This window comes from Thiothrix unzii, assembly GCF_017901175.1.
Taxonomy (GTDB): Bacteria; Pseudomonadota; Gammaproteobacteria; order Thiotrichales; family Thiotrichaceae; genus Thiothrix; species Thiothrix unzii.
Window position 1 is genome coordinate 3,466,137 of record NZ_CP072793.1, and the last position, 26,260, is coordinate 3,492,396.

Below are 26,260 nucleotides of genomic sequence, written 5' to 3' on the forward strand. Positions count from 1 at the left end.
GCGGCGCGTTTAAACTGGAAACGTAGGCGTTTAATGCAGTAACATTATCGTTACAAGTGCCACGTTGGGGCGTAGCACACCATAATAAACAAAAGAACCGGGCTATGAAAATAAAGACAATCCGTGCAGGAACGTTGGTTTGGTCTGTCCTTACCGCCGTACTTGCAGGCTTGAGCAGTACCGCTAGTGCTGGACTCAGTTTCAATCCGAACGTTACACCCGCCCAGATGGCTGCCGTTTTAGACGGCCCAGGGTTGAGTATTCAAAATGCACAAATCACGCGCGGTGCGGGCGAGCAGTATGGCGTTCTCGGCGGTGCTAAAGCCTTGCTGGGTTTTGAGTCGGGTATTTTTCTTACCACCGGACGGGTTGCCAGTTTACAGCCGCCTAACAACACCGGCTCTTACAGTTACGATACCCCCCAAGCTCTCTATCGTGATGCTGATTTATTAGCTATTAGCCCTTATGCAAAATATGACCCGGTGGCTTTTGAGTTCGATATTGTGCCGCAGGGTGATAGAGCAAATTTCGTTTTCAGCTTCGGTTCGGAAGAATACCCAGAATTCGTGTGCAGCCAATACAACGATGCATTCGGCCTATTTATTACCGGGCCGGGGATTTCAGGTACACGTAACGCGGCTTTTTTGCCGAATACCCAGACGCCGATTGCGGTTAATAATGTGAATGGTGGTGCGGCTGGCTCTCAAGCGGATGGTGCGGCGTGCCAGTTGTCAAATACCGGCTATTTTATCGACAATGGTAACGGTACGGGCAGTAGTGCTTCGCAGTTGGATGGTTTTACCAAGACTTTGACCACTGCGATTACAGGTTTGCAAGCGGGGCAGGTTTACCATGTGAAATTGGCAATGGCAGATGCTCGCGATTCAGGGTACGACTCTGGTGCAGCTTTTAAATGGCTTACCAGTACTAATTCCACGCCGGTTGATTTGGCGTTGACTGCCAGCACTAACCGCCCGAATCCTAGTTATAACAGCACGGTAGAGTTAACTTGGACGGTAAGTAACAGTTCGGCAACAGCCGCAAGTTTGACGCAGGTTGGTTTGGAATGGCCAGCGGGATTGACTTGGCTTAGTGATAATGCAGGTGGAGCTTACAACCCTGCAACGGGTGAGTGGCAGGCTGGGGATATTCCGGCGGGTGGTTCCAAAAGCATCACGATTCGGGCGCAAGTTGCTACGGCGGCACAATACGCTATTGTCGGTGAAATTCTGTATGCGTTTAATGAAGATCCCGATTCAACTCCCTTCAATCGCCATATCAATGCCAATGAAGACGATACTGCAACAGTACTGTTAAGCCCGGTTGAGAACAATGCGCCGACTATGCCTGCTACCGCAACGGCAACTGCTGCCGAAAATCAGTATGCCGTAACCCCGGCGGTACAAGCGGTTGACCCTGATGGTGATGTATTAAGCTACAGCATCAGTGGTGGTGCAGATGCGGGGAGGTTCTTAGTGAACTCCAGCACGGGGGTATTAACGTTCATCGCGGCTCCCGATTACGAAAAACCCGTTGACGCAGATAAAAATAACAGCTACGTGGTACAAGTAACGGTCAGTGATGGCAAGCTAAGCGCGACACAAACGCTAACGATCACGGTTGGCAACGTTAACGAAGCACCAACATTACCTGCAACTACTATATTTCCGGTACTGGAAAACCAAACGATAGCGGCTACGGTGAGTGGCACGGATGTTGATGGCAATGTCCTCAATTACAGTATTAGTGGTGGAGCAGATGCTGCAAAGTTTGCTGTGAACGCCAGCACAGGGGGGCTCATGTTCATCGCGGCTCCCGATTACGAAAAACCCGCTGACGCAGATAAAAACAACAGCTACGTGGTGCAGGTGACTGTCAGTGACGGCAAGCTAAGCGCGACACAAACGCTAACGATCACGGTCGGCAACGTTAACGAGAAACCGACTCTGCCAGCTAGTGCCACTGTTTCGGTGTTGGAAAATCAAACGGTAGTGACCCCGGCGGTACAAGCCGTTGACCCTGATGGTGAGGCATTAAGTTACAGCATCAGTGGTGGTGCAGATGCAGGGAAGTTCGTGGTGAATGCCAGCACGGGGGTATTAACATTCATTGCAGCTCCCGATTACGAAAACCCCGCTGACGCAGATAAAAATAACAGCTACGTAGTGCAGGTGACAGTCAGCGATGGCAAGTTAATGGCAACGCAAACGGTGACTGTCAATGTCACTAACGACACCACTGAAAACGCTTTACCCGTAATCCTTCCCGGTAACAATGCCGCTACGCATACCCAAAACTATGTGGAAAATAGCACTAACTTGCTAGTGCTTGATTACGATGCAACCGACGCAGATGGTGATACAGAGGGTAGCGGTTTAACTTGGTTGCTGACGGGCGGTGATGATAAATGGGCGTTTACGATTCATCCGACCGAGGGTTGGTTAGAATTTACCGGTGCGCCGGATTTTGAACGCCCATTGGATGCGGATAAAAAGAATACTTACGAGGTGCAAGTCACGGTTTGTGACAGTAAAGGCGGTTGTGCGAGTCAAAAACTAACAGTGGCGTTAACCAATGTGGCTGAAGATAGTGATGGTGATGGAATTCCCGACGCATTGGAAATTCAGGAGGGAATAGCTGACCCTTACACGGACGGCAAGGATACCGATGGAGATAAAGTGCCCGATTACTTGGATAATGATGACGATGGCGATGGTTTGCTGACCCAATATGAAGTGGCTGATCCGAATACAGATGGAGATTTAGCCGATGCTCGTGATACGGATGGGGACAAAATACCGGATTACCTGGATGCCGATGATGATGGCGATGGTAAGCCGACAGCTACCGAAAAAGCTGATCTGAATGGTGATAAAAATCCGGCTGATGCGGTTGATAGTGATGATGATGGCATTCCCAATTACCTCGATAACAACGATGAGCCTAGCGTGCATTTGTCGGTGCGGGCGTATTTGCAGGGAGCGTATAACACTCAGACGGGTTTAATGACCGACAAACTTTTGACGAAGGGGTTTCTGCCTAAGCCACAACCGTTTGATAAGTTAGTGACCAGTTTTGGCTATACCGTATTTGAGGGTGTTCCGCCTTTTAATCACTTCGGTAAGGAGGTCATGAGTGATAGCGTTAAAGCAATGCCCGCAGGGAATACTCCCGTGGATTGGATGTTATTGGAGTTACGTGATGTGGATGATCCGGTAAAACGGGTGGCAGCGAAAGCGACGCTGCTGCAACGCGATGGTGATGTCATCAATGCAGAGACAGGTTCTACTAACATTGTGTTCCGAGGGGTTCCGCCGGGGGATTACTACGTGGTTTTGCGTCATCGTAATCACATTGGCGTTATGACGGCAACGCGACTGAGCTTAACTGAAACGGCTACAGTGATTGATTTTACCCAACCCAGTTACGCAGTCTACGGTAATAATCAGCGTTATTTGGCAGGTGATAAAGCCTTTTTGTGGGCAGGTGATGCCAATAACAGTAATTCCGTGGTGGGTTCGGGGCCGGGTAGTGATGCTAATATCATGTTGGGCTCACTGTTGATCTCACCTGATAACACCTTGGTGACCACACATTTTAAAATGGCGGGTTATTACGCTACTGACTTGAATCTGGATGGGTTAACGGTGTTTTCGGGGCCGGGTAATGATCTGAATTTGTTATTCGGCAACATTATGGTGCATCCGCTTAATGACAATTCCAATGCGAACTTCGTTATCTATGGTGCAGTGCCACGCTAAACGGCGGGATAGTTGCCCCCGATAAGCGGCTTGCCTTATAGTAAGCCGCTTATTGCATGGTTATTGCTTACCCCTTGCCGGGACTATAAAAACTGGAGAACGCATGTCCAACCCAATTCATACCCTATCGCTGAAGGAACTTCGCGATGGGATTCATTCAGGGCAATTTTCTGTCATGGAAGCTACCGATGCGTATCTCAATCGTATCGGACGTTTTAACCCTGAACTTAATGCTTATATCACCGTTACGGCTGAAACCGCTCAAGCGCAAGCGGTCGCTATTGATAACCGCATTCGCCAAGGCGAGTTGAGCGGGGCAATGGCGGGCGTGCCTTACGCGTTGAAAGATTTATTTTGCTCGCAAGACGTGCGCACCACTTGCGCCTCCAATATGTTGAGCAACTTTATTGCGCCTTACGATGCTCACGTTGCTGCAAAACTCAAAGCTGCTGGCGGTGTATTGCTCGGCAAAAATAATATGGACGAGTTTGCGATGGGGTCGTCTAATGAAACCTCTGCGTTTGGCAATGTGCGTAACCCGTGGGATACCGACAAAGTACCCGGCGGCAGTTCCGGCGGCGGTGCGGCAACGATTGCGGCGCGTTTAGCCCCGATGACCTTGGGTACGGATACGGGCGGTTCGATTCGCCAACCTGCGTCATTTTGTAATATCACCGGGATTAAACCGACCTACGGGCGCATTTCGCGTTACGGCATGATTGCGTTTGCCTCCAGTTTGGATCAGTGCGGGCCAATGGCGGCATCGGCGGAAGATTGCGCGATTACTCTGAACGTAATTTCTGGCTTGGACGAGCGCGATTCCACCAGCGTTGACCGTGCAGTACCGGATTACACCGCAACCTTGAACGATTCCATCGCGGGCTTGCGCATTGGTTTGCCGAAGGAGTTCTTTGCCGAAGGTTTGAATCCGCAAGTGGCGGAAGTCATTGAAAAAGCGGTCAAAGAGTTTGAAGCCAAGGGCGCGATCATTAAAGAAGTGACCTTGCCGAATAGTCATTTAGCCGTTCCGGTGTATTACGTGGTGGCTCCGGCGGAATGTTCCTCGAACTTGGCGCGTTTCGATGGGGTGCGTTTTGGGCATCGTTGCTCTAACCCGCAAGACCTGAAAGATTTGTACGAGCGCAGTCGTTGGGAAGGTTTCGGCGCGGAAGTGAAACGCCGCATTATGATCGGGACTTACGCGCTGTCGTCGGGCTATTATGACGCTTACTATTTGAAAGCGCAGAAAATTCGCCGCTTGATCCAACAAGATTTCGTCGAAGCCTTTAACGAGGTTGATGTGATTATGGGGCCGTCTTGCCCGACCACAGCATTTGGCATTGGGGCAAAAACAGATGACCCCATTTCAATGTACCTCGAAGATTTGTACACCATTCCGGTCAGTTTGGCAGGTTTGCCGGGGATGACGTTCCCGGTCGGTTTTGCGGCGGATGGTTTGCCCGTCGGTATCCAATTGGTCGGCAATTATTTCGAGGAAGCGCGGATGTTAAACATTGCGCATCAATACCAACAATGGACAGGCTGGCACAAACAACTGCCAACCGCGTTCGCGTAAGGAGGTCGGCACATGGAATGGGAAACCGTCATCGGGCTGGAAATCCACGCCCAACTGTCCACTAAGAGTAAAATCTTTTCGGGTTCATCCACTGCGTATGGCGCAGAACCTAACACTCAAGCCAGCCTGATTGACTTGGGAATGCCGGGTGTATTGCCTGTCTTGAATAAAGAAGCCGTGCACATGGCGGTGAAATTCGGCTTGGCAATTGACGCGCACTTAGCACCACGTTCGGTGTTTGCCCGCAAAAACTATTTCTACCCCGATTTGCCGAAAGGCTACCAAATCAGCCAGTACGAATTACCCATCGTTGGCATTGGTCACATGGATATTGAGCTGGAAGACGGTTCAATCAAACGCATTGGCGTAACCCGTGCGCATTTGGAAGAGGATGCGGGTAAATCCCTCCACGAAGATTTCCAAGGCCAAACCGGGATTGACTTAAACCGTGCGGGTACGCCATTGCTGGAAATCGTGTCCGAACCGGATATGCGCAACGCCAAAGAAGCGGTCGCGTACATGAAAAAATTGCACGCACTGGTGCGTTACTTGGGCGTGTGCGACGGTAATATGCAGGAAGGCTCATTCCGCTGTGATGCGAACGTGTCGGTACGTCGCCCCGGTGCGGAATTTGGCACACGCGCGGAAATCAAAAACCTGAACTCATTCAAGTTCATTGAACGCGCCATCAATCACGAAGTTGAACGCCAAATCGACATTATCGAATCCGGCGGCAAAGTGGTACAGGAAACCCGTTTGTACGACCCTGACCGCAACGAAACCCGCTCGATGCGCAGCAAGGAAGATGCGAACGACTACCGCTATTTCCCCGACCCGGATTTGCTGCCGGTGGAGTTAACCCCGGAATTCATCGAATCGGTGCGGGCAACCTTGCCAGAATTGCCGAATGCGAAAAAAGTACGTTTCATGGATGCGTACAAGCTCAGTGCTTATGACGCGGATATGCTGACCCAAAGCCGCGATGTGGCGGATTACTTTGAAGCTGTGGCTCAAGCCTGCGGCGATGCCAAACTTGCCGCCAACTGGGTAAATGGTGAATTGGCAGCCGCTTTGAATCGCGCAGGTATCGAATTAGCTGACGTGCCAGTCACGGCGGATGCTTTCGCAGGTTTACTCAAACGCATTCTGGACAACACCATTTCTGGCAAAATTGCCAAAGAAGTGTTCGACGCAATGTGGAATGGCGAAGGCGATGCCGACACCGTTATCGACAAAAAAGGCTTGAAGCAAATCACCGACACGGGCGCGATTGAAGCCATGATCGACGATATTATCGCCGCTAACCCTAAGCAAACCGAAGAATACCGTGCGGGTAAAGACAAGCTGTTCGGTTTCTTTGTCGGCGCGGCAATGAAAGCATCCAAAGGCAAGGCGAACCCTGATCAGGTCAACGCCATCCTCAAACAGAAATTGGCAGGTTAATGATGGCTATTACTGAAACTGAAGTTCGTAAAGTCGCACATTTGGCGCGTTTGGCAATGCCTGATGAATATATCGACGCTTACACCAAAAACTTGTCCAATATTTTGGATTTAGTGGCGCAAATGGAAGCGGTGGATACCGATGGTGTGGCTCCGATGGCGCACCCGCTGGACATGGTACAACGCTTGCGTGCCGACGTGGTGACAGAAACCAATCAGCGCGATTATTACCAAGGTATTGCCCCCGAAACGGAAGACGGATTGTATTTAGTCCCGAAGGTGCTTGAATAAGTTATCCGTGCGATACGCCGTTTAATCTGGATTTGCCTGCCCTGTAACGCTGGGCAGGCTATACTGCTGGCTTGATTCCTCAAATTATCAGGATAGCCTGCTATGAATGACAATAATCCTTACTCTCCGCCTCAGTCCGATGTTACCCCGCCGCCTTTACCAAGCTCCAATGGTGAGTTGTTAGCTGAACCACGTTCTTTACCTGCGAGTGCCGCGTTTCAGTGGTTAGCGCAAAGCTGGGCGTTGGTTAAAACGAATTTGGGCTTGTGGGTGTTAATGACACTGGCGTTGTTTGCCATTCAGGCCGTGATGGGATTTGTGCCGGTGTTAGGTGATATTGCCACGTCTTTATTAAATCCGGTTTTCACAGGCGGTCTGTTGCTGGGAATGCGAGCCGTTGAGCGTGGCGAAGCGTTGCGCTTTGACTATTTATTTGAAGGTTTTAAACAAAAATTTGCGCCTTTATTGGGTGTGGGTGCGTTAACCTTTGGCGTGTTGATTTTGTTTATGATCATCATCGGTGGTTTGCTGGTCGGAATGAATCTGGATGCCATTCAAGAAGGTGGTTTTGATCCAACAAAAATGCTGAATGGCCTGAGCGTTGGTTTGCTGGCGGTGAGCGTCATTATCGGGATTTTGGTGATGATGCTGTTTTGGTTTACCACGCAATTAATCACGCTCAACGATGTGCCCGTGTTTGAGTCATTGAGCCGCAGTTTTCAGGGGTGCTTGCGCAACCCGTTATCGCTGTTGGTTTATGTGTTGGTCGTTATGGTCATTATGTTGGCACTGATGTTGCCTCCCGGTCTGTTGTTTTTTGCGCAAGTGGCAACGGAAGGTAGCATGGTGCTGTTAGTGGTAGCAGCTTTGGTGCTGTTTGCGGAGTTGTTATTGTTGGCTCCTTGGTTGTTTGGCACGATGTACGTTTCTTACAAAGCCATCTTCCTCAAGTAAGCACGCATTACGCAACGATAGCCACAGAAACCGCTTTAAACGGTATCTGTGGCTCATGCTGAAATTTTATCGGCACAATCCATTTTATTAAGGATGGGTTTGGCTGATTTCCGGTATTTCTACGCTCATACGGATGTTCGTGTTTTGGGCTTGTGATACGGGGATAGTGGCATGTTGCGTGCAAAGTTTTTGAGTGTCTTTTGTGTAATTTTCATGCTATTTGCCGTGTCGGGGTGTAGCCAGCAGGCGGTTCACGACGATGACGATGATTCCCCTAAAAAGCCTTCCACCGCAGCAAAAACACCTGCTAAAAAGCCCGCCTCCGTTAAAGTCCCTAAAGCCAGCACCGGAATGCCGCAGCTTTCGCAAAATGAATTGAATTTGATTGCTGCGAAAATCTTCCAAAATGAAGGCGGTGGTGATTACAGCAACCTCGTGCATTGGAATGACGGCGAAGATTTTGCGTCAATGGGTATTGGGCACTTTACTTGGTATCCCGCTGGGCGTTCCGCCCGCTTTGGCAATACCTTCCCTGATTTACTCACCTATTTACACAGCAACGGGGTGCAATTGCCCGCATGGTTACAGCAAGCCCGTAATACCGGCGCACCTTGGCGTACTAAAGCCGAATTAATTCAAGCCAAACAGACCGGGCAAATTCAGGAATTACAAAATTTATTGAGCCAGACTCGCTTGTTGCAAGCCGCTTACATTGTGGAGCGTGCGCGTCGTGCAATGCCGCAATTGGTGAATGCAGCTCCGGCAGCTTCGCGTTCACGAGTGGCGCAAAATTTAAATGCGGTGGCAAATACCCCCGGCGGCTGGTACGCGCTGGTAGATTACGTCAACTTCAAAGGGGAAGGCTTGCAGTATTACGGCGGTTACAAAGGGCAAAACTGGGGGCTGTTACAGGTGTTGGATGAAATGACACCCAGTAAGCCGGGGCAAGTCGCTTTGCACGAATTTGCGAATGCTGCCAGTCGCGTATTACAGCGGCGTGTGCGTAATTCTCCGCCCGCCCGTAACGAAGCCCGTTGGCTTGCCGGTTGGTCTAATCGGATTGATACGTATCGTAATCCGGGTGTTTAATCAGCAACTTGCATAAGCTTCATACAAACCCGCGCTGACCCGCCGCGCTTGTCGGGTAAAGTTAGGCAATACGCCGATTTCCATTATAGTTTCCGAAATAATTCAGAACGGCATCCCTTTAGTGGGAAATAATAAAAATAAGAGGGTGACTCAATGAAAACAAAAGCTGTAATGGCTTTGGCAGCTATTGCCAGCGTTGGCCTGTCTGCTTGCAGCCCAAGCTCACAGATGGTCAAAGGCAATCGTGCAACGTATCCTTCCCAGCCTGCTACACCTCACGCTTACACCGTAAGTGATGGTGGGTATTTACCGAATCCGGCGGGGCAGAACGCTTCACCTTATCCCTCGCAAAATCTCGGTTCCGCCAGTGCCCCCGATAACAGCGGAATGCCGATGCTTTCTACGGCGGAGTTACGTGTCATTGGTGATCAAATCTTCAAAAACGAAGGTGGCGGTAGCGTCGATAAGTTGGTGCACTGGAATGACGGTGAAGATTTTGCGTCGATGGGGATTGGGCATTTCACTTGGTATCCGGCAGGGCGTTCCGCCCGTTTCGGCAATACATTTCCAGAGTTGCTGACCTATATGCAAACCAAGGGTGTGCGCTTGCCGGGTTGGTTGGAGCAAGCTAAAAACAGCGGTGCGCCTTGGAGTTCTAAAGCTCAATTGATGCAGGCTAAGCACACCCCACAAGTGCAAGAGTTACAAAATTTGTTGTACCAAACGCGGATGTTGCAAGCGCAATACATTGTGGATCGCACTCGCCGCGCTATGCCTAAGTTGGTTAACAATACCCCCGGTCAATTGCGTCCACACATCAGCAATAACTTGAATGCGGTTGCTAATACACCGGGCGGTTGGTACGCCTTGATTGATTACACCAACTTCAAGGGTGAAGGCTTAAATCGCAGCGGCGGTTATAACGGGCAGAACTGGGGTTTATTGCAGGTTTTAGAGGAAATGCGTCCTTCCCGCCCCGGCGAACCTGCGTTACATGAGTTCGCCAATGCAGCAATGCGCGTTTTAGAACGGCGTGTCAGAAACTCCCCGCCAGCACGTAACGAAAATCGCTGGTTGGCTGGTTGGTCAAATCGTGTGAATACCTACCGCCGGATTCCAGTTTAAGCGAGAAACTCGGCTACCGCTGTGGTAAATGCAGCGGGTGTTTGCACGTGTGGCAAATGCCCTGCGTCCGCTATCGTGATCAATTGCGCTTGCGGAAACTGCGCTTGCAGCAGCGGCATATCCTCGGTGGCAATGTAATCCGATTGTCCGCCACGCACGAATAATGTTGGTGCGGCGTATTGCAGGGTCAGTGCGGGAAAAGCGGAAATAGTCAGGTAATGGCGGACAATTTCTGCCAGATTGCACTGCCAATAAAACGCACCGTTGGCATCACGGCCTAAGTTTTTGAGCAAGAAGCCGCGCTCCATCGGGTGTTTCACCACCGCGCTTAACCATTCATCTGCTTGTTTACGGCTACGTAACGTCGCTACCGGCATTGATACCATCGTTTGTAACAATGCCTGATGGCGTGGTGGGTAAGCTTTGGGGGTAATGTCCACCACAATCAGTCGCCGTACCCGCGCAGGGTGGTGGAGTGCTAAAAACATAGCTACCTTCCCCCCCATTGAATGCCCCATTAAATCGCACTCAGTCACTGCTAAGGCATCAAGTACCGCAACCACATCCTGAGCCATGTCGCGGTATGCCATGCCCGTGAGCGCGGGTGAATCGCCATGATTACGCAAATCCACCGCAATCACACAGCGTTGCTCTGCTTGGCTGCGTGCAAAGGTACTCCAGTTATCCAGTGATCCCAGCAAGCCGTGCAATACCACTAACACGGGCTGGGTGTCGTTGCGTTCGCCGTGAATGCGGTAATTTAGCACGCGAAATTCCGCCCCAATTCGGCAATTTCCGCGAGAATCGCAGTGCGGCCTTCATCACTTTGCCCCGGCACATTGTAGTAAATGCGGTGATGCACATCGGCAATCCCACAAAACGCCAGCGTACCATCCGTGACTGGACGATAGATTAAATGTTCAGCATCCGTTTTACGGAAATAATCTTCCGAGCCACCCGCAGTAATCAGCACCAAGGCACGTTGATGGGTTAATAAGCCTTTCACGCCCTCTTGGGAATATTCAAACGCGGTGCCGTTGGTGAGTACATGATCAAACCAGCCTTTCAAAATCGCAGGACGGTCAAACCACCACAGCGGGTAAATGAAGACCAAGCCGTCAGCCCATAACAACGCTTCTTGTTCATGAGCAATTTTTTCGGGGATTTTGCCTTGTTGCAGCACCGCCAACTCGCTGGCACGCAGCACCGGGTCAAAATCCTCTGCATACAAGTCTTTGACCCGCACTTCATGCCCTGCTTCTTGTAAGCCAAGACTGCAATGTTCGAGCATTGCATGGTTAAAGCTACCCGGATTCGGGTGGGCGTAAACAATCAGGACACGCATAGGATTTCCAAAAGTTAATTAATGTTCTAAGTAGGTTAGTGAACGCTATCGCTGCCCGGAACGGTTTCCCGGTACAACTGCTCCACGTCAATGGCATCTAGCGTATAACTGGCGTTACAAAATTCGCAAGTAATCTGGATTTTTCCCTGTTCTTCCAGAATCGTAGTGGCTTCGTCTTGCCCCAGTGATTGCACCAGTTTTTCCACCCGTTCTAGGCTGCAATCGCAATGAAAATGAATCGGGGAAGGGTCAAATAAACGCGGTTCTTCCTCGTGAAATAAACGGTACAACAAGGTTTCGGCTTCCAAATCCACCAATTCATCCGTTGTCAGGGTGTTTAGCAATAACGACGCACGTTGCCAGTTTTCATCATCAGCGTTTTCGTGCGGTAAACGTTGCAACAAAAGACCGGCGGTGGTGTGGGCGTTGGCAGTTAACCACAAGCGCGTCGGGAGCTGTTCTGAACGGGTAAAATACGCCTCTAATGCTTGCGCGAGGGTATCGCCTTCCAGTGGAATCAAGCTTTGGTAGCGTTCCCGGCGATTCGGGGCTTCAAGGGTAATCGCCATTTGCGCGTCGCCAAACACGCCACTTAAGGTGGTGTCACTGGGTTCGCGGCTCCATTGGGCAAGGCCGCGCACCGTACCTTGTGGTGTGGCCTGCACCACCAATAAATGAATCGGGCCTTCACCGCGAATTTGCAGGATTAACGAGCCACTGTGTTTGATGGTGGCGGAGAGTAACACCGCTGCCGTGAGTGCTTCACCCAAGACTTGTTTAACAAACAGTGGGTAGTCGGCACGGCCTAACATTTCCTGCCAGCTTGTATCCAAATGTACCCATTCACCGCGCACTTGTGCACGTTCTAACATAAACCGTCTTAATGTATCCACAGCCATCATGTCCACAAAATTATTCATCTGATCCAGAATTACTTTCTAAATGCCGGTCAATCTGGTAAAAAGGCCAGCGTTTTAACCGCAGCGTGAACTTACCACACAAGTTGGCTTGCCCAAAGCGGTCGTGGTTGCTACATTTAGCAGATTCTTTCCGGGGTATCCAGCGATGTCCCCGCTGGCGGAATAATGACAACCACACAGGATGTGTTCAAGCATTCCCTTTTTTAGCTTAAGCCGGATTAATTAGACTATGTTCAGAGCCATTTCAGGTTTGTTTTCTAACGACATCTCCATTGACCTGGGCACTGCCAATACCCTGATTTACATGCGGGGCAAAGGTATCGTTTTAGACGAACCCTCTGTCGTCGCTATTCGTCAAGACCGTGGCCCCGGTGGTCCTAAATCCATTGAAGCGGTCGGTATCGAAGCCAAAAAGATGTTGGGGCGTACCCCAGAAAATATCACCGCGATTCGTCCGATGAAAGATGGGGTCATTGCTGACTTCACTTACACCGAAAAGATGTTGCAACATTTCATCCGCAAAGTCGATGCAGGCCGTATTTTACGTCCTAGCCCACGGGTGGTGATTTGCGTACCTTGCGGTGCAACGCAAGTAGAACGTCGCGCGATTAAAGATTCCGCTTTGGGTGCAGGCGCACGCAAAGTTTACCTGATTGAAGAGCCTATGGCGGCGGCTATCGGTGCAGGCATCCCTGTCGATGAAGCTATCGGCTCAATGGTGCTGGACATCGGTGGTGGTACTTCAGAAGTCGCGATCATGTCCTTGCGCGGCATCGTTTACTCTGCGTCAGTGCGCATCGGCGGCGACCGTTTAGATGACGCAATTATCAGCTACGTGCGTCGTAATTACGGTATGTTGATTGGTGAAGCCACCGCAGAACGCATTAAGTGCAGCATCGGCTCCGCTTATCCGGGCAAAGAGTTGCTGGAAATTGATGTTAAAGGCCGCAACTTGTCTGAAGGCGTGCCACGTAGCTTCACCTTGACCAGTAATGAAATTCTCGAAGCCCTGCAAGAGCCATTGTTCGGCATTGTCAGCGCGGTGAAAACGGCACTGGAACAAACCCCACCAGAATTGGCAGCAGACGTTGCGGATCGTGGTATTGTTCTGACGGGTGGTGGCGCATTGTTGCGTGACCTTGACCGTTTGCTGATGGAAGAAACCGGCATTCCGGTCGTTATTGCAGATGATCCATTGACTTGTGTTGCCCGTGGTGGCGGCAAAATTCTGGAAATCATGGAAGAAGAAGGCGTTAACTTCCTCGCTACCGACTGATTAGCATAGCCAGACAGCGCGGCGGAGGCAGCCATTAACGACGTAAACTACCATTCCACGCCGGGATTTTCTTTCCGGTTTATGGTGCTCCTGTTGGGGGCACTTACGTTAATGGCTGTCGATTACCGCCATTCCGATGTGCTGCGTCCAATCCGCACCGCTTCGTTGATGTTGGTTTATCCGTTGCTGGTCAGCGTCGATTCTCCCCACCGTTTTTACAACCGCACTGCCGGTTTCTTCTCTGCACAAACACAGTTGGCGTTGGAAAATGCCGCTTTGAAAGAACAAATCCAAACTTACGCCGCGCAACAGCGGGTGTTGAGTTCGGTGCAGCAGGAAAATAGTCATTTACGCGCGATGTTAAATGCGGCTCCTTCCGCCAGTTATACCTTCAGTTTGGCAGAAATTCTGGAAGCGGCTAATGACCGTGTACGTGGTTTAATGCTGTTAAATAAAGGTACGAATGACGGTGTTCACGAAAACCAAGTGGTGTTGTCCGGCGAAAATATTTACGGGCAAATCGTTGAAGTCACACCATTTAGTTCCAAAGTGCTGCAATTAATTGACCGCAATCACACCATTCCAGTGCGCAGTCAACGCACGGGTGAACGTGCCTTAGCCAGTGGCGCGGGGCGTGGGCAGCCGCTAGAAATCAAGAATTTACCCAGTAATAGCGATATTAAAGAAGGCGATATTTTCGTGTCTTCCGGTTTGGGTGGCTTGTATCCGCCGGGTTTTCCGGTAGCGAAAGTGGTTCCGCAAGGGGTGGAGTTTAAGCAGGGCGCACCATCGGCAACGGTGAAAGCAGCACCCTTGGTGAATTATGAGGCCACCCGTGATGTCTTATTGATCTGGCGTAAACCGGGTGTGCCTGAGCCGCAGCCACTGCCTGCACCTGAGCCGAAAAGGTCTAGCAAGCCCGTGACCGACGAAGACAAAGACGCGAAAGATACTAAGCAGGCTGATGACCGCAAACCCGAAGCACCTGCACGCCAGCAGGGAGGCACTCGCTAATGAATAAAGAGCCACGCTTCCCCGGAGCCGTGTTAGTCACGCTGTTGCTGGCGATTGTTTTAACCATTATTCCCCTGAGCGAAGAGATTGCCGCGTGGCGACCTGAGTGGATTGCTTTGACCCTGATTCATTGGGGTTTGGTGATTAAAGATCGGGTGAGCTTGGTGGTGGCGTTTGCCGTGGGGTTAATTATTGATACCTTGTACGGTTCAATTTTAGGGCAGCACGCGCTGGGCTTCGTTTTAGTCACTTATTTGGCAGTGCGGCTGGGTTTACGCATGAACCCGGAAGCCTTTTTGCAACAAATGACCTTGCTGACGGCTGTTTTGTTTTTGTATTTGCTCATCAGTCTGTGGATACAGGGCTTTACCGGCAATAGCGTCAGTGGCGGCTTATTCTATTGGGCATCGTTGTTGAGTAGTGTCGTTATCTGGCCTGTCTATCATACGCTGCTAGGGTATTTCCATGTGCAGCGTAAAGTCATCTAGGATAAAACGCGGCAGATAAGCAGGTGAATTACCGTAAACCTTGCAGTTTTGTTACCGTGACCCCACATAAATACCTGCCCTGATCAATGAGGAATGACACATGACTTCGACCAATGCCTGTAAGGAACTGCCTTGTGCAATGCCGGACGTTGCCAAGCAGCCGCATACAGGCCCTAAAGGAACCCTCAATTGGGTCGGAATGAGCCAGATTGAATTGCCCGTGTTTGTGCAAAACTTACAAGGTGGGCGGATTCAAATGCTGGCGCGGGTACAGGCGTATGTGAATTTAACTGACCCCGACAGCAAAGGTATTCACATGTCGCGTTTGTACGTGGCACTGGACAATATGCTGGCGATGAATGATCTGACTCCCGAAGTGTTGGGTGCGACGATTCAGCAGTTTGTTGATTCCCATCAGGGTTTGAGCAATGCCGCGTATCTGGAATGCCGTTTTGATTATTTTGAACGCCGCAATTCCCTGTTAAGTGATAACAGTGGTTGGAAAAACTATCCGGTGCGGGTTGCTGCAAGTTTGCGTGATGGTCAACTCGAAACAGAAATCAGCGTGGATGTGCCGTATTCCTCCACCTGTCCGTGTTCGGCGGCATTAGCGCGTCAATTGATCCAAGAAGGCTTTCGTGAAACCTTTGGTGCGGACACCGTGACGGTGGATGCGCAACAGGTTTACGCTTGGTTAGGTACGACGCAGGGTATCCGTGCGACCCCGCACAGCCAACGCAGTATTGCCCAAGTGAAAGTGAAATTGGTGGATGTGGTTAATCATTTGCCGATTACTCAGTTGATTGATTGCATTGAAAACGCGCTGCAAACCCCGGTACAAGCCACCGTAAAGCGCGAAGATGAACAGGAATTCGCTCGTCTCAATGCGGCTAATCTCATGTTCTGTGAAGATGCCGCCCGCCGTTTGAAACAAGCGTTGAGCGATGATGCTTCGGTGCGCGATTTCTGGGTGCGCGTCAATCATATGGAAAGTTTACACGCCCACGATGCGGTGTCGATTGTGGTCAAGGGTGTCGAAAACGGCTATCGCGATGACCCGCACGAGTACGTTCACCCAACCTGATAGTGAATAACCCCAGCTTCGTCTGGAAATATTAGCTCCTTGGCAGGATCGGGACTAAACTTGGTTATGCTTACAATAATCAAGCGGATGACCACGCCAAGGAGTTAACATGACCTCGTTTGCCATTGCAATTTTAGTTTTCATCGTCGCGCTCATTTTCATGGGTGTGAAGATGGTTCCTCAGGGCTTCGCCTACACGGTCGAGCGTTTTGGACGTTACGTGTACACCTTGCAGCCCGGTTTGGGTTTATTGGTTCCTGTCATCTATCAGGTAGGCCGTAAGGTTAATATGATGGAACAGGTGCTTGATATTCTGCCACAACAAGTCATTACCGCTGATAACGCTAACGTTAATATCGACGGGGTGGTGTTTTATCAGGTGTTTGATCCCGCCAAAGCATCGTATGAAGTCGCTAACTTGCAACACGCTATCCTGAATCTGATTATGACTAACTTGCGCTCAGTGTGTGGCGGCTTGGAGCTTGACCACTTGCTGAGTAAGCGTGATGAAATCGGGGTACGGGTACTCACCATCGTGGATGAAGCTACCAGCGCATGGGGCGTAAAAGTATTGCGTGTCGAAATTAAAGACATTGAGCCGCCACAAGAGTTGGTGCGTGCGATGAACTTGCAAATGACGGCTGAACGCCAAAAACGCGCCCAAATCACCGAAGCCGAAGGTAAAAAACAATCCCAGATTCTTGAAGCCGAAGGTGCAAAATCGGCGGCATTCCTGCGTGCGGAAGCGCGGGAACGTGAGGCACTGGCAGAAGCCAAAGCGACGCAAATGGTGTCTCAAGCGGTAGCGCAAGGTGACGTGCAGGCATTGAATTATTTCGTCGCCCAGAAATACGTGGAAGCCCTGGGTAAGTTTGCCGATTCCAATCAACAGAAAACCATTTTCATGCCATTGGATACCAGCGGTTTGATGGGGTCGATTGGCAGTATCAATGAATTGTGGAAGGCGATGAAGGATAAAACCTGATGGATATACAACACCTTGCCTTTTGGCACTGGTTGGTTTTCGGTGTATTACTGATGGCTTTGGAAGTGTTTGTGCCTGCCATGTTGGTTATGTGGTTCGGTTTCGGCGCGATTGTGACTGGCCTGTTGCTGTGGCTCATCCCTGATATGGGATTGAGCTGGCAACTGCTGATTTTTGCGGTGGTTTCCGGGGTCAGTGTGTTGGGTTGGCGCAAATCGCGGTTTCGTGAGGAAAACATTAGCAGTGATTCCCCTGATTTAAACAACCGCTTGCACAGTCACATCGGTAAGGAATACGTGCTGACGGAAGCGATTATCAACGGACGCGGAACCATGCGTGTCGGCGATACCGCATGGCGGGTGACGGGTGAAGATTTACCATCGGGAACACGTGTGCGGGTAACGGGCGTAGATGGCGTGTTGTTTACCGTGGAAAAAGCCGGTTCCGTGTAGTTGGCCTAGCTCAGTGTCAGGTAATGCACCTCGGTTTCCAACGTGCCATCAGGATGCAGCGCGATTTCGCGCCATGCCGGACGTAAGTGGTCAAACGCAAACACCGGATGCGTGGGTTTGAGTTGAATGCAGGTGGCAGGTGTGCCAAACACCGGAATCACGCGCCCGCTGGCAGTGCGGTATTCGCCGTTAAACGCTTGATGGATATGTCCGTTAAACACCGCTTTGACGCTGTTAAACGCGCTGACGATTTCCCAAAAGCGTTGTTTTTGTTGTAGCCCCATGCGATCCATCCACTCGCTGCCAATGTCGATGGGGTGATGATGCATGAGGATAATGGCGAATGCCTGCTCAGGAAGAGCGCGTAATTGCTGTTCCAGTTGGGTAAATTGCGCTTCATCCAGATGCCCGTCGGGTTTGCCCGGTGAATGGGTATCCAGCAACAGCACGTGCCATTGCCCAAACGCTACGTGCGTGGGGAGTGTCACCTTGCCGCTTAAATTTGCCTGCATGAGTTCGGGGATGTCGTGATTGCCGGGTAAAACGTATACCGGGCGCGGAAAGTCAGCCAGTAACTCATTGGTGCGTTGGTAGGTTTGCGCGGTTTCCTCTTGCGCTAAATCCCCGGTGATAAACAGTGCCGCATGATCCGCTGCTGTCGTTTGCAGGTGGTCTAATACTGCGCGTAACGATTGGTTCGGGTACACCGTTTCCTTTGACCATTCCAGCGCAGTGGAATCATCAGGGTAACAATGGCTGTCGGAAATTTGCCAAAGGCGCACGGTCGAGGATGCAGCGGTCGTCATGGTTGGATAACGCTATCTTGATGGATAAGCACCTAGCGTAAAACAAAATTTTTAAACGCGCCATTAACGTCATGTCATCTAACCGTTTGAGTGCTAAATCCGACCGTTAATGCACTCTAGTTGAGCGGATTGCGATTCACCGCCTATACTCTTCAGCAGGTAAGACGTAAGTTTTACCGTTTAGCAGCCACAGTAGGGTACAAGCATTGATGGTTACAAGGTAAGCCCTGAAACGCATGGATGCGACTGTTCGGAACAAGCGTACCCGAAGGCGAATAAAAAAATGCAACTCTCTCCTCACTATCTCAAGCCCCGTTCCCCCTGACGGGGTTTTTTATTTGTGGTATACCACACGCCTTTATCATCACCGAAACACGCCCGTGCAACCATCAACGTCGGTTATTTCTGCCTATTTGGGCGTAATTCTTATCTGGTCAACCACGCCATTGGGCATCAAATGGAGTGGGGAAGAGGGTATCAGTTTTCTGTTCGGATTAACGGCGCGGATGGCGATTGGTTGCGTGTTAGCGATTGTGGCGGTGATGTTGTTGCGGATTCCTATGGGGCTTTCGCGCAAGTCCGTAACGGCTTACGGTGCGTCGGCATTGGGTATCTATGTGGCGATGTTGTGTGCGTATTGGGGGGCGAAGTACATTCCTTCGGGGTGGGTGGCGGTCATTTGGGGCACATCGTCGGTATTTACCGGAATTTTGGCGCAGCGTTATTTGGGCGAACCGTTGGGGTTAAACCGTATCCTTGGGTTGTTATTGAGCGTGGGTGGCTTGGCAACTATTTTTTTGCGCAGCCAAGAAGCCGGTGAGCAAGCCTGGTTGGGCGTGTTGCTGGTGTTGGGCGGGGTGTTGGGGCAATCCTCAACCGCAGTGTGGTTGAAATGGTTGGATGCGAAAGAGCATGGCTTGATGATGACCGCCAGCGGTTTGCTGCTGTCATTGCCGTTTTTCACGCTGACTTGGTGGATTTTTGATGGGCAATGGCCGCAGCAGATACCGTTACGGGCTGGGTTGTCGATTGTGTATCTGGCGGTGTTTGGCTCGTTGTTGGGGTTCTCACTATACTATTTTTTAATCAACCGTATTGAGGCGTCACGGGTGGCGTTGATTACGCTGGTGACTCCGGTGACTTCGTTGTTGATTGGACATTGGTTAAACCACGAGCCGTTGTCGCTGACGGTGTATCTGGGGACTGGCTTGATCCTTGCGGGGCTGGCGAGTTTCCAGTGGGGCGGGCGGTGGTTGCGTTAGCTTTGGGTACTTTTTCACAGAATCACGCGCGGTTTCGCAGTACCTTTATCCCAAGCCTTAGCGAGAGGCGAAGCTAACCAAAGCAGAGGGAGAAATCACTATGAAACGTTCCAATATCATTGCAAGTCTGTTGTTTTTACTGAGTTTAACGGGGTTTTATGCTGCCCCGGCCGCCGCGCTGTGTGTAACGCCGGGTGAAGCGGGGGCATGGACAAATGTGGATGCTAATACTCGTGGCATCGTTCGGGCTAATGTGCGTTTTCAGTGTCAGGATCAGATCTTGAATGGGCAACCTTATCCACCGGGCGAACCGTTTTACATTAAATTGTACGGTTCTTGCCATCCAACCGCGTGTGAGTGGCAGGAAGTCGGCGCGAATAGCATCGCCGGTGGTTGGTTGCGTGGCACGATTGATCAGGGTTTTGCCAAACGTGACATCCGTTTCAAGCGTTTGGCTGACGGGCGGTTACGGGTGATTATTTACACCGATTTCCGCGATCCCGGTCGTCGTGACTACCGTTCAGACGAGCTGTTTAACCGCAGTTAACTCAAGTACCTCAAACTGAGGTGATGCCCACCGTGCCAAGGTCTTATTTGCGTGAGAATTGCGGTAGCCTTGGCAGGGCGGGCAGTACATGCGACTGCCCCCACTTTCACTTGTGCGCTATCATGTATTCCTCTTTTCTAAAAGATACGCAATATGATGGTCACACGCACCGAACGCCCCACCGATAACCGCCGTGATTGGCATAACCTGCGCTCCATGTTGCCATTTTTGTGGGAATACCGGGGACGGGCTTTATTCGCGCTGGCCTGCCTGATTTTTTCCAAAGTGGCGAATGTCGGTGTGCCGGTGGTGCTAAAAGACATCGTGGACACATTGCAAGGTAAGCCGGAGCAGGTGTTGATTTTGCCGGTAATTTTGCTGCTGGGTTACGGTGCATTGCGGTTGGCGAGTGCGCTGTTTAACGAGTTGCGTGACACTGTGTTTGCGCGGGTGCGCTACCACGCCATGCGCAAGCTGTCGGTGCGGGTGTTTGAGCATTTACACAATTTGTCGCTGCGTTTCCACCTTGAGCGTAAAACCGGGGCAATCAGCCGTGATCTGGAGCGTGGCACGGCTTCGGTGAGTACTTTGATGAATTTCATGGTGTTCAGCATTATTCCGATTGCGGTGGAATTTACCTTGGTGGCGTTTATTTTGTTGGGCAATTACTCGCCGGTATTTGCTTTGATTACTTTTGCGACGGTGGCGGTTTATGTGCTGTTTACCGTGAAAATTACCGAGTGGCGCATGGATCATCGCCATCAAATGAACCGTTTGGATTCGCAGTCGAGCAACCAAGCAGTTGATAGTTTAATCAATTACGAAACCGTCAAATACTTCAATAACGAAACGCTGGAGTTGCAGCGTTACGACCGCACCCTCGGCGAGTGGGAAGAAACTGCCGTGAAAAGCCAGACTTCGATGTCGATATTGAATTTCGGGCAGTCGTCGATTATTGCGATTGGTGTGACGTTCATTATGTTTTTTGCTGCCAATGCGGTCGTGCAAGGCGAAATGAGCATTGGCGATTTGGTGATGGTGAATGCATTTTTGCTGCAATTGTTTTTGCCGCTGGGAACGCTAGGGATTGTTTATCGGCAAGTGAAATACACGCTGGCGGATATGGATATGGTGTTTCGTTTGCTAGAAACACCGCAAGAGGTTAAAGACAGTGCGACGGCGAGCGAGTTACAAGTGACGCGCGGTGAAATCCGTTTTGAGGCGGTAGATTTTGGCTATCAACCGGAACGCCCGATTTTGCACGGGGTATCTTTCAGCGTGCCGTCGGGGGCAAAATTGGCAGTGGTCGGGCATAGCGGTGCGGGTAAGTCCACTTTGTCGCGGTTGTTGTTCCGCTTTTATGACGTGACTGGCGGGCGTATTTTAATCGACGGGCAGGATATTGCGCAGGTCAGCCAAGCCAGTTTACGCCGTGCGATTGGAATTGTGCCGCAAGACACGGTGCTGTTTAACGACAGCATTCGTTACAACCTGCAATACGGCAACCCGCAAGCCAGCCAAGTGGATATTGAACGCGCCGCGAAAATGGCACATATCTTTGATTTCATTGAAAGCCTGCCAGAGGGTTGGGAAACCATGGTGGGTGAGCGCGGTTTAAAACTATCAGGCGGCGAAAAACAGCGCGTGGCGATTGCGCGGGCGATTTTAAAACAACCACCAATTTTAATTTTCGACGAAGCCACATCGTCACTCGATAGCGCAACGGAGCAGGCGATTCAGCACACCCTGCACGAAGTCGCGGGGCATTACACCACGTTGATGATTGCGCACCGCTTATCCACCATTGTTGATGCAGATCAGATTTTAGTGCTGGATCAAGGCAGAGTGGTCGAGCAGGGTAATCACGCGACGTTGCTGGCTTTGCAAGGGTTGTATGCGCGAATGTGGGAACTGCAATTGCATGACGACTCACGGTAGAATGCTGAAAATGTTAGAAAAGAGCTAGGAGGAGTGACGGTATGTTGAAACGAAACTGGATTCAAGGCTGGTACGTGTGGTTGTTGGCGTTATTGTTAGCCAGCAGCGTGGTAATGGCTGAACCACCGGCTGCTACCGCGCCACCAGCGACGACGGATGCCGCCGCATTCGATTTTGGTGACGAAGGTTTATCCCCGGAACAGGCGTTTGCGTTTGGAAAGCCGCGTTGGGAGGGCGATAAACTCTATCTGTCGTGGGTCGTCGCGCCCAATCATTACCTCTATAAAGACCGCTTTATCGTAAAAACCCATCAGGTGAATGGTGTGGTGGTCGGTGAGACGCAACTGCCGGATGGCAAGAAAAAGACCGATGAATTTTTCGGTAATATCGAAGCCTTGTACGAACACGCAGAAATCGTGATTCCCCTCAAACTGACCGATGCCAATCAACCGGGTAATTTTGTGCTGGAGTTGGGGTGGCGCGGCTGTGAGGAAGGGCGGATTTGTTACCCAGAAGAATTACAGGCATTTAAAGTGGGCGTATCTGCCCCCGCCGCGCTGACGTGGGAAACCACCAGTGTACCCGTAGCGCAAACCGCTGCCACGACGACAGAGCCAGTGCCGGAACAAGATGCCATTGCACAACGTCTTGCCAGCGGTAATACGGTGTTGACTTTACTGGGATTTTTGGGCTTTGGGTTGTTATTGGCGTTTACCCCGTGCGTATTTCCGATGATTCCGATTTTGTCCGGGATTATTGTTGGGCAGAAAAATTTAACCCCACGTAAAGCGTTTGTGCTGTCGTTGGTTTACGTCTTGGCCATGGCGGTGACGTACACCATTGCGGGCGTATTAGCAGGTGTTTTCGGGCAGAACTTGCAGGCAACGTTCCAAAATGTTTGGGTGTTGGCGGGGTTCAGTGCGATTTTTGTGTTGTTGGCATTATCCATGTTCGGGTTTTATGAGTTGCAAATGCCCAGTGCGATTCAAAGCCGTTTGAACAACCTGAGTAATCGTCAAGAAGGCGGTAATTTAGTGGGCGTGGCGGTGATGGGGATGTTGTCGGCTTTGATTGTTGGGCCGTGTGTCGCCGCGCCGTTGGCGGGGGCTTTGATTTACATCGGCAATACTGGCGACGCGCTGTTGGGCGGCATGGCGTTATTCGCGCTAAGTATCGGCATGGGCATTCCGTTGCTCTTGGTCGGCACTTCGGCGGGTAAATGGTTGCCACGTGCGGGCGGCTGGATGGAGGCGATTAAAGCCGTCTTCGGGGTGATGTTGTTAGGCGTGGCCATTTGGTTGCTGGAACGGGTGTTGCCAAGCTCGGTCAGTTTGTTGTTGTGGGCGGCGTTGCTGGTATTGTCCGCGATTTTCTTGGGGGCGTTGACTCCATTAACCACCGAAAGTACCGGTTGGCGTAAGCTTTGGAAAGGCGTGGGTATTTTGGTGCTGGTTTACGGCTGTTTGGTGTTGGTAGGCAGCACCACCGGCAAGGGTGAATTGTGGCAACCGTTACGCGGTTTCGGGGCAGCTAATGCCGCGACGGAATCCACTGCGCTTCCGTTTCGCACCGTCACTACGCTGGATGCCGTGAACGAAGCCTTGGCTGATGCTAAAGGACAAACGGTGATGCTGGACTTTTACGCGGACTGGTGTGTTACCTGCAAAGAGATGGAGAAATACACGTTCTCTGATCCCGCAGTGCAGGCGCAATTACGCACGGCGGTATTGTTGAAAGCGGATGTGAGTAAAACCACCCCGGAATCCAAAGCGTTGCTGCAACACTTTAAGATTTCCGGCCCGCCTGCGATTGTGTTCTTCAGCAAGGACGGGCAGGAATTGCGCCAATACCGCCAAGTCGGGTTTATGCCAGCGGCGGCCTTTGCCGCACATCTGGATAAGGCGCTGAAATAATTCGCTTATTTCATTAAGTCCACGGTAAAGCCGTGGGCTTCCAGCACTTCGCGACGGTGTTGCAAGTAACGTTGGAATTCCGGTTGGGCGCGATACGCACCTGTTGCGACATAATCCAACGCCCCGTGGATGTGAAAGGCTTTTAAATACGCTTCGGTGCGAAACACTTCTTTGCCATCAGTATCGAAAAACACCACGCTGGGGCTGTATTTTATCCCCAGCGATTTTGCCCATTCGTTGAGTTTGATGTCTTTGCCATCCGGGGTTTGAATCGCGGTGTCCGCATCCGGGTTGGCTTGCGCTACGTCGAGTCCGCCGAGTGAATACACCACATTTTCACGCTTGAAAATATCGTCGAACAATTCCGCGCAAGTGTCACATTCATCTGCCTTAGCAAATACCACCATCAAGGGGCGGCCTGTGCCTTTACGCGCCTCTTGTAAACGTAAGGGCTGCGGTAAACTGCGGGGTAGGGTGTATTCTTTGCTGGACGGGTTAATTTTGCCATCTGCTTTGAGTTTGGCGAAATAGTCGCGGAAGCTGCCTGCCTGATCGTGTTTACCCGCGACAAAATCCAGCGCGAGGTTGAATTTATCGGGGGCGTAATAGCCATTGACGCGCAATACCACTTTGCCGGACTCATCCAAAAACAGCAGTGTTGGGGTGTATTGCACTTGCTGGGCGGCAGCAAAAGTTTTTTCAGTGACGGATTTGCCATCGAGATCGGTTACGTCGCGATCCCCCCACATATTAATGGCTATCACTTCAAAATGCTTACGGGTTTTATCAGCGATGTCGGCTTTACCAAAATTGTCTTGCAGCAGTTTGGTGCAATACGGGCAGCCGTCTTGGTAAAAATACAAAATGACACGCTTGTTAGCAGCCTTGGCTTCGCTGAGGTCGTCGCGTAAATCGAGAAACGATTCTTTAAACCACGCTGGTTTTTCTTGATAACCGGGGTTATTGAGTCCGGCTTCCAGTTGGGTGGGGTGTGCGGGCGGTGATGCCGCGTGTGCTGCGCCAAACAGCATTAGGCTGAGCGCGATTAACAGGGTTTTCATTGCCATCCTCCTCGTCGTTGTGCTTATCAACAGAAAATACAAGGGTAACAAGGCGTTGGCAATTAACTGTGTGAAAGCAAGGAAAGGGGTTGCCGTGGATGGGGCAACCCCATACGCGCTTATTTCGCGCTTTCAGCCGGTTTGTCAGCCGCAGGTGCAGCCGGAGTAGCTGGCGCAGCCGCTGCTGGTGCTGCTTGCGTTTTCGCGCCGCAAGAGCCTTGCTTGCCGCCGCATTTGCCTTCAGCCATCTTAGCGTGCAATGCCTTGCGCTCATCAGCACTCAAAGAGCCGTCTTTGTCAGCATCGGCTTCTGTGAACATTTTTTCGTGGTGAGTCATGAATTCGTCTTTAGTGACTTTGCCGTCTTTGTCAGTATCGGCTGGGCATTCGTCACCTTTCGCACCGCCGCATTTACCTTCCGCGTCTTTTTTCATGTTCGCGCCGCACATGCCAGCACCGCATTTCATTTCGCCGCCTGCTTTATTCTCAGCCAATTGCATGTAACCGCTGCTGAGTTTGTCGGCGGAGAACGGATTTTCTGCTAAAGCTTGGGTCGCACCGAATGCGATACCTGCTGCGAAAGTCGTGCCTAAAGCTAATTTCAGTGATGATTTTGCATTCATGAGAGTACTCTCCATACATCTAATAAGGTTGTTTTGTAATCAGTCGTGCTGATTCATTGCATTGTACGCAAGCTATCGAAACTTGGATGCAACAAATCGTGATTTTTTCATGATCCAACGTAACGATGCAACACCGTACCGGTACAGGCTTGCAAGAGTTATCCACAGGCTTTACACACGTTTTTGACAATATGTTGTGCTTGACCACCGATATAGACACATCCTATAGTATTTACCCAAAAGAAATCCACTATTGGGCTAAATCAAAATTCAACTGTATTGTCAAGCCGTTTTCTGACACCGAGGAT

23 protein-coding genes are annotated in these 26,260 nt (G+C 50.9%); 17 read left to right on the top strand and 6 right to left on the bottom strand.

Features of this window, described 5'->3' with window-relative positions:
• Nucleotides 1–104 precede the first annotated feature (104 nt).
• The 7 genes from J9260_RS17295 (at nt 105) to J9260_RS17325 (ending at nt 10,238) form a co-directional block, all read left to right on the top strand.
• Nucleotides 105–3,761: a DUF11 domain-containing protein gene (locus tag J9260_RS17295; protein WP_210218949.1), complete on the top strand. Its 3,657-nt coding sequence runs from the start codon at nt 105–107 to the stop codon at nt 3,759–3,761.
• 115 nt (nt 3,762–3,876) lie between these two features.
• Nucleotides 3,877–5,337: an Asp-tRNA(Asn)/Glu-tRNA(Gln) amidotransferase subunit GatA gene (gatA, locus tag J9260_RS17300; protein ID WP_210220827.1), complete on the top strand. Its 1,461-nt coding sequence runs from the start codon at nt 3,877–3,879 to the stop codon at nt 5,335–5,337.
• A gap of 12 nt (nt 5,338–5,349) precedes the next feature.
• Nucleotides 5,350–6,780, top strand: a complete 1,431-nt coding sequence (gene gatB, locus J9260_RS17305; RefSeq protein ID WP_210218950.1) for an Asp-tRNA(Asn)/Glu-tRNA(Gln) amidotransferase subunit GatB — start codon at nt 5,350–5,352, stop codon at nt 6,778–6,780.
• 2 nt (nt 6,781–6,782) lie between these two features.
• Nucleotides 6,783–7,070 (top strand): Asp-tRNA(Asn)/Glu-tRNA(Gln) amidotransferase subunit GatC, encoded by a 288-nt coding sequence (gatC, locus tag J9260_RS17310; RefSeq protein WP_210218951.1) that lies wholly within the window; start codon nt 6,783–6,785, stop codon nt 7,068–7,070.
• A 102-nt stretch (nt 7,071–7,172) separates the two neighbouring features.
• Nucleotides 7,173–8,024: a BPSS1780 family membrane protein gene (locus tag J9260_RS17315; RefSeq protein WP_210218952.1), complete on the top strand. Its 852-nt coding sequence runs from the start codon at nt 7,173–7,175 to the stop codon at nt 8,022–8,024.
• Nucleotides 8,025–8,195: 171 nt separating this feature from the next.
• Nucleotides 8,196–9,113: a hypothetical protein gene (locus J9260_RS17320; RefSeq protein ID WP_246499511.1), complete on the top strand. Its 918-nt coding sequence runs from the start codon at nt 8,196–8,198 to the stop codon at nt 9,111–9,113.
• A gap of 153 nt (nt 9,114–9,266) precedes the next feature.
• Complete coding sequence (locus tag J9260_RS17325; protein ID WP_210218953.1) at nt 9,267–10,238, top strand: hypothetical protein; 972 nt, start codon at nt 9,267–9,269, stop codon at nt 10,236–10,238.
• Here J9260_RS17325 and J9260_RS17330 read toward each other — a convergent pair.
• The 3 genes from J9260_RS17330 to hslO are packed head-to-tail and all read right to left on the bottom strand — an operon-like array spanning nt 10,235 to nt 12,503.
• Complete coding sequence (locus J9260_RS17330) at nt 10,235–11,005, bottom strand: alpha/beta fold hydrolase (protein WP_210218954.1); 771 nt, start codon at nt 11,003–11,005, stop codon at nt 10,235–10,237. The two genes, J9260_RS17325 and J9260_RS17330, sit on opposite strands and share 4 nt — an antisense overlap.
• Nucleotides 10,999–11,583: an NAD(P)H-dependent oxidoreductase gene (locus tag J9260_RS17335; protein WP_210218955.1), complete on the bottom strand. Its 585-nt coding sequence runs from the start codon at nt 11,581–11,583 to the stop codon at nt 10,999–11,001. The genes J9260_RS17330 and J9260_RS17335 overlap by 7 nt, the downstream gene beginning before the upstream one ends.
• Nucleotides 11,584–11,618: 35 nt before the next feature.
• On the bottom strand, nt 11,619–12,503 hold the full coding sequence (gene hslO, locus J9260_RS17340; RefSeq protein WP_343231187.1) for an Hsp33 family molecular chaperone HslO: 885 nt from the start codon (nt 12,501–12,503) through the stop codon (nt 11,619–11,621).
• Nucleotides 12,504–12,732: 229 nt separating this feature from the next.
• Between hslO and J9260_RS17345 the strand changes: the two genes are divergently transcribed.
• From J9260_RS17345 to J9260_RS17370, 6 genes are all read left to right on the top strand, one after another.
• The gene (locus J9260_RS17345) at nt 12,733–13,779 is read left to right on the top strand and encodes a rod shape-determining protein (protein ID WP_210218956.1); all 1,047 of its coding nucleotides are present in this window, start codon (nt 12,733–12,735) and stop codon (nt 13,777–13,779) included.
• A gap of 33 nt (nt 13,780–13,812) precedes the next feature.
• A complete protein-coding gene (gene mreC, locus J9260_RS17350; RefSeq protein WP_281419484.1) occupies nt 13,813–14,793 on the top strand; it encodes a rod shape-determining protein MreC in 981 nt (326 codons plus the stop codon).
• A complete protein-coding gene (gene mreD / locus J9260_RS17355; protein WP_210218958.1) occupies nt 14,793–15,281 on the top strand; it encodes a rod shape-determining protein MreD in 489 nt (162 codons plus the stop codon). The genes mreC and mreD overlap by 1 nt, the downstream gene beginning before the upstream one ends.
• 100 nt (nt 15,282–15,381) lie before the next feature.
• Nucleotides 15,382–16,365: a GTP cyclohydrolase FolE2 gene (gene folE2, locus J9260_RS17360; RefSeq protein WP_210218959.1), complete on the top strand. Its 984-nt coding sequence runs from the start codon at nt 15,382–15,384 to the stop codon at nt 16,363–16,365.
• Between the two features lie 109 nt (nt 16,366–16,474).
• Nucleotides 16,475–17,350 carry an SPFH domain-containing protein gene (locus tag J9260_RS17365; protein WP_210218960.1) on the top strand — a complete coding sequence of 292 codons (876 nt, stop codon included), beginning with the start codon at nt 16,475–16,477 and terminating at the stop codon, nt 17,348–17,350.
• Nucleotides 17,350–17,802, top strand: a complete 453-nt coding sequence (locus J9260_RS17370; protein WP_210218961.1) for an NfeD family protein — start codon at nt 17,350–17,352, stop codon at nt 17,800–17,802. Before J9260_RS17365 ends, J9260_RS17370 begins: the two co-directional genes overlap by 1 nt.
• Before the next feature lie 5 nt (nt 17,803–17,807).
• Here the strand turns inward: J9260_RS17370 and J9260_RS17375 are convergent, their stop codons facing one another.
• Nucleotides 17,808–18,608, bottom strand: a complete 801-nt coding sequence (locus tag J9260_RS17375; RefSeq protein ID WP_210218962.1) for a phosphodiesterase — start codon at nt 18,606–18,608, stop codon at nt 17,808–17,810.
• 380 nt (nt 18,609–18,988) lie between these two features.
• On the opposite strand from J9260_RS17375, the gene J9260_RS17380 reads away from it, so the two are divergent.
• The 4 genes from J9260_RS17380 to dsbD all read left to right on the top strand — a co-directional run bounded on the left by J9260_RS17380 (nt 18,989) and on the right by dsbD (nt 24,268).
• The gene (locus tag J9260_RS17380; protein ID WP_210218963.1) at nt 18,989–19,870 is read left to right on the top strand and encodes a DMT family transporter; all 882 of its coding nucleotides are present in this window, start codon (nt 18,989–18,991) and stop codon (nt 19,868–19,870) included.
• A 100-nt stretch (nt 19,871–19,970) separates the two neighbouring features.
• A complete protein-coding gene (locus J9260_RS17385; protein WP_210218964.1) occupies nt 19,971–20,417 on the top strand; it encodes a hypothetical protein in 447 nt (148 codons plus the stop codon).
• 153 nt (nt 20,418–20,570) lie between these two features.
• Nucleotides 20,571–22,355: an ABCB family ABC transporter ATP-binding protein/permease gene (locus J9260_RS17390; protein ID WP_343231188.1), complete on the top strand. Its 1,785-nt coding sequence runs from the start codon at nt 20,571–20,573 to the stop codon at nt 22,353–22,355.
• 41 nt (nt 22,356–22,396) lie between these two features.
• Nucleotides 22,397–24,268, top strand: coding sequence for a protein-disulfide reductase DsbD (gene dsbD, locus J9260_RS17395; protein WP_210218965.1), 1,872 nt, complete (start codon nt 22,397–22,399; stop codon nt 24,266–24,268).
• Between the two features lie 5 nt (nt 24,269–24,273).
• Here dsbD and J9260_RS17400 read toward each other — a convergent pair whose 3' ends face one another.
• Complete coding sequence (locus J9260_RS17400) at nt 24,274–25,329, bottom strand: thioredoxin fold domain-containing protein (protein WP_210218966.1); 1,056 nt, start codon at nt 25,327–25,329, stop codon at nt 24,274–24,276.
• Between the two features lie 119 nt (nt 25,330–25,448).
• Nucleotides 25,449–25,952, bottom strand: a complete 504-nt coding sequence (locus J9260_RS17405; protein WP_210218967.1) for an HvfA family oxazolone/thioamide-modified RiPP metallophore — start codon at nt 25,950–25,952, stop codon at nt 25,449–25,451.
• Between the last annotated feature and the right edge of the window lie 308 nt (nt 25,953–26,260).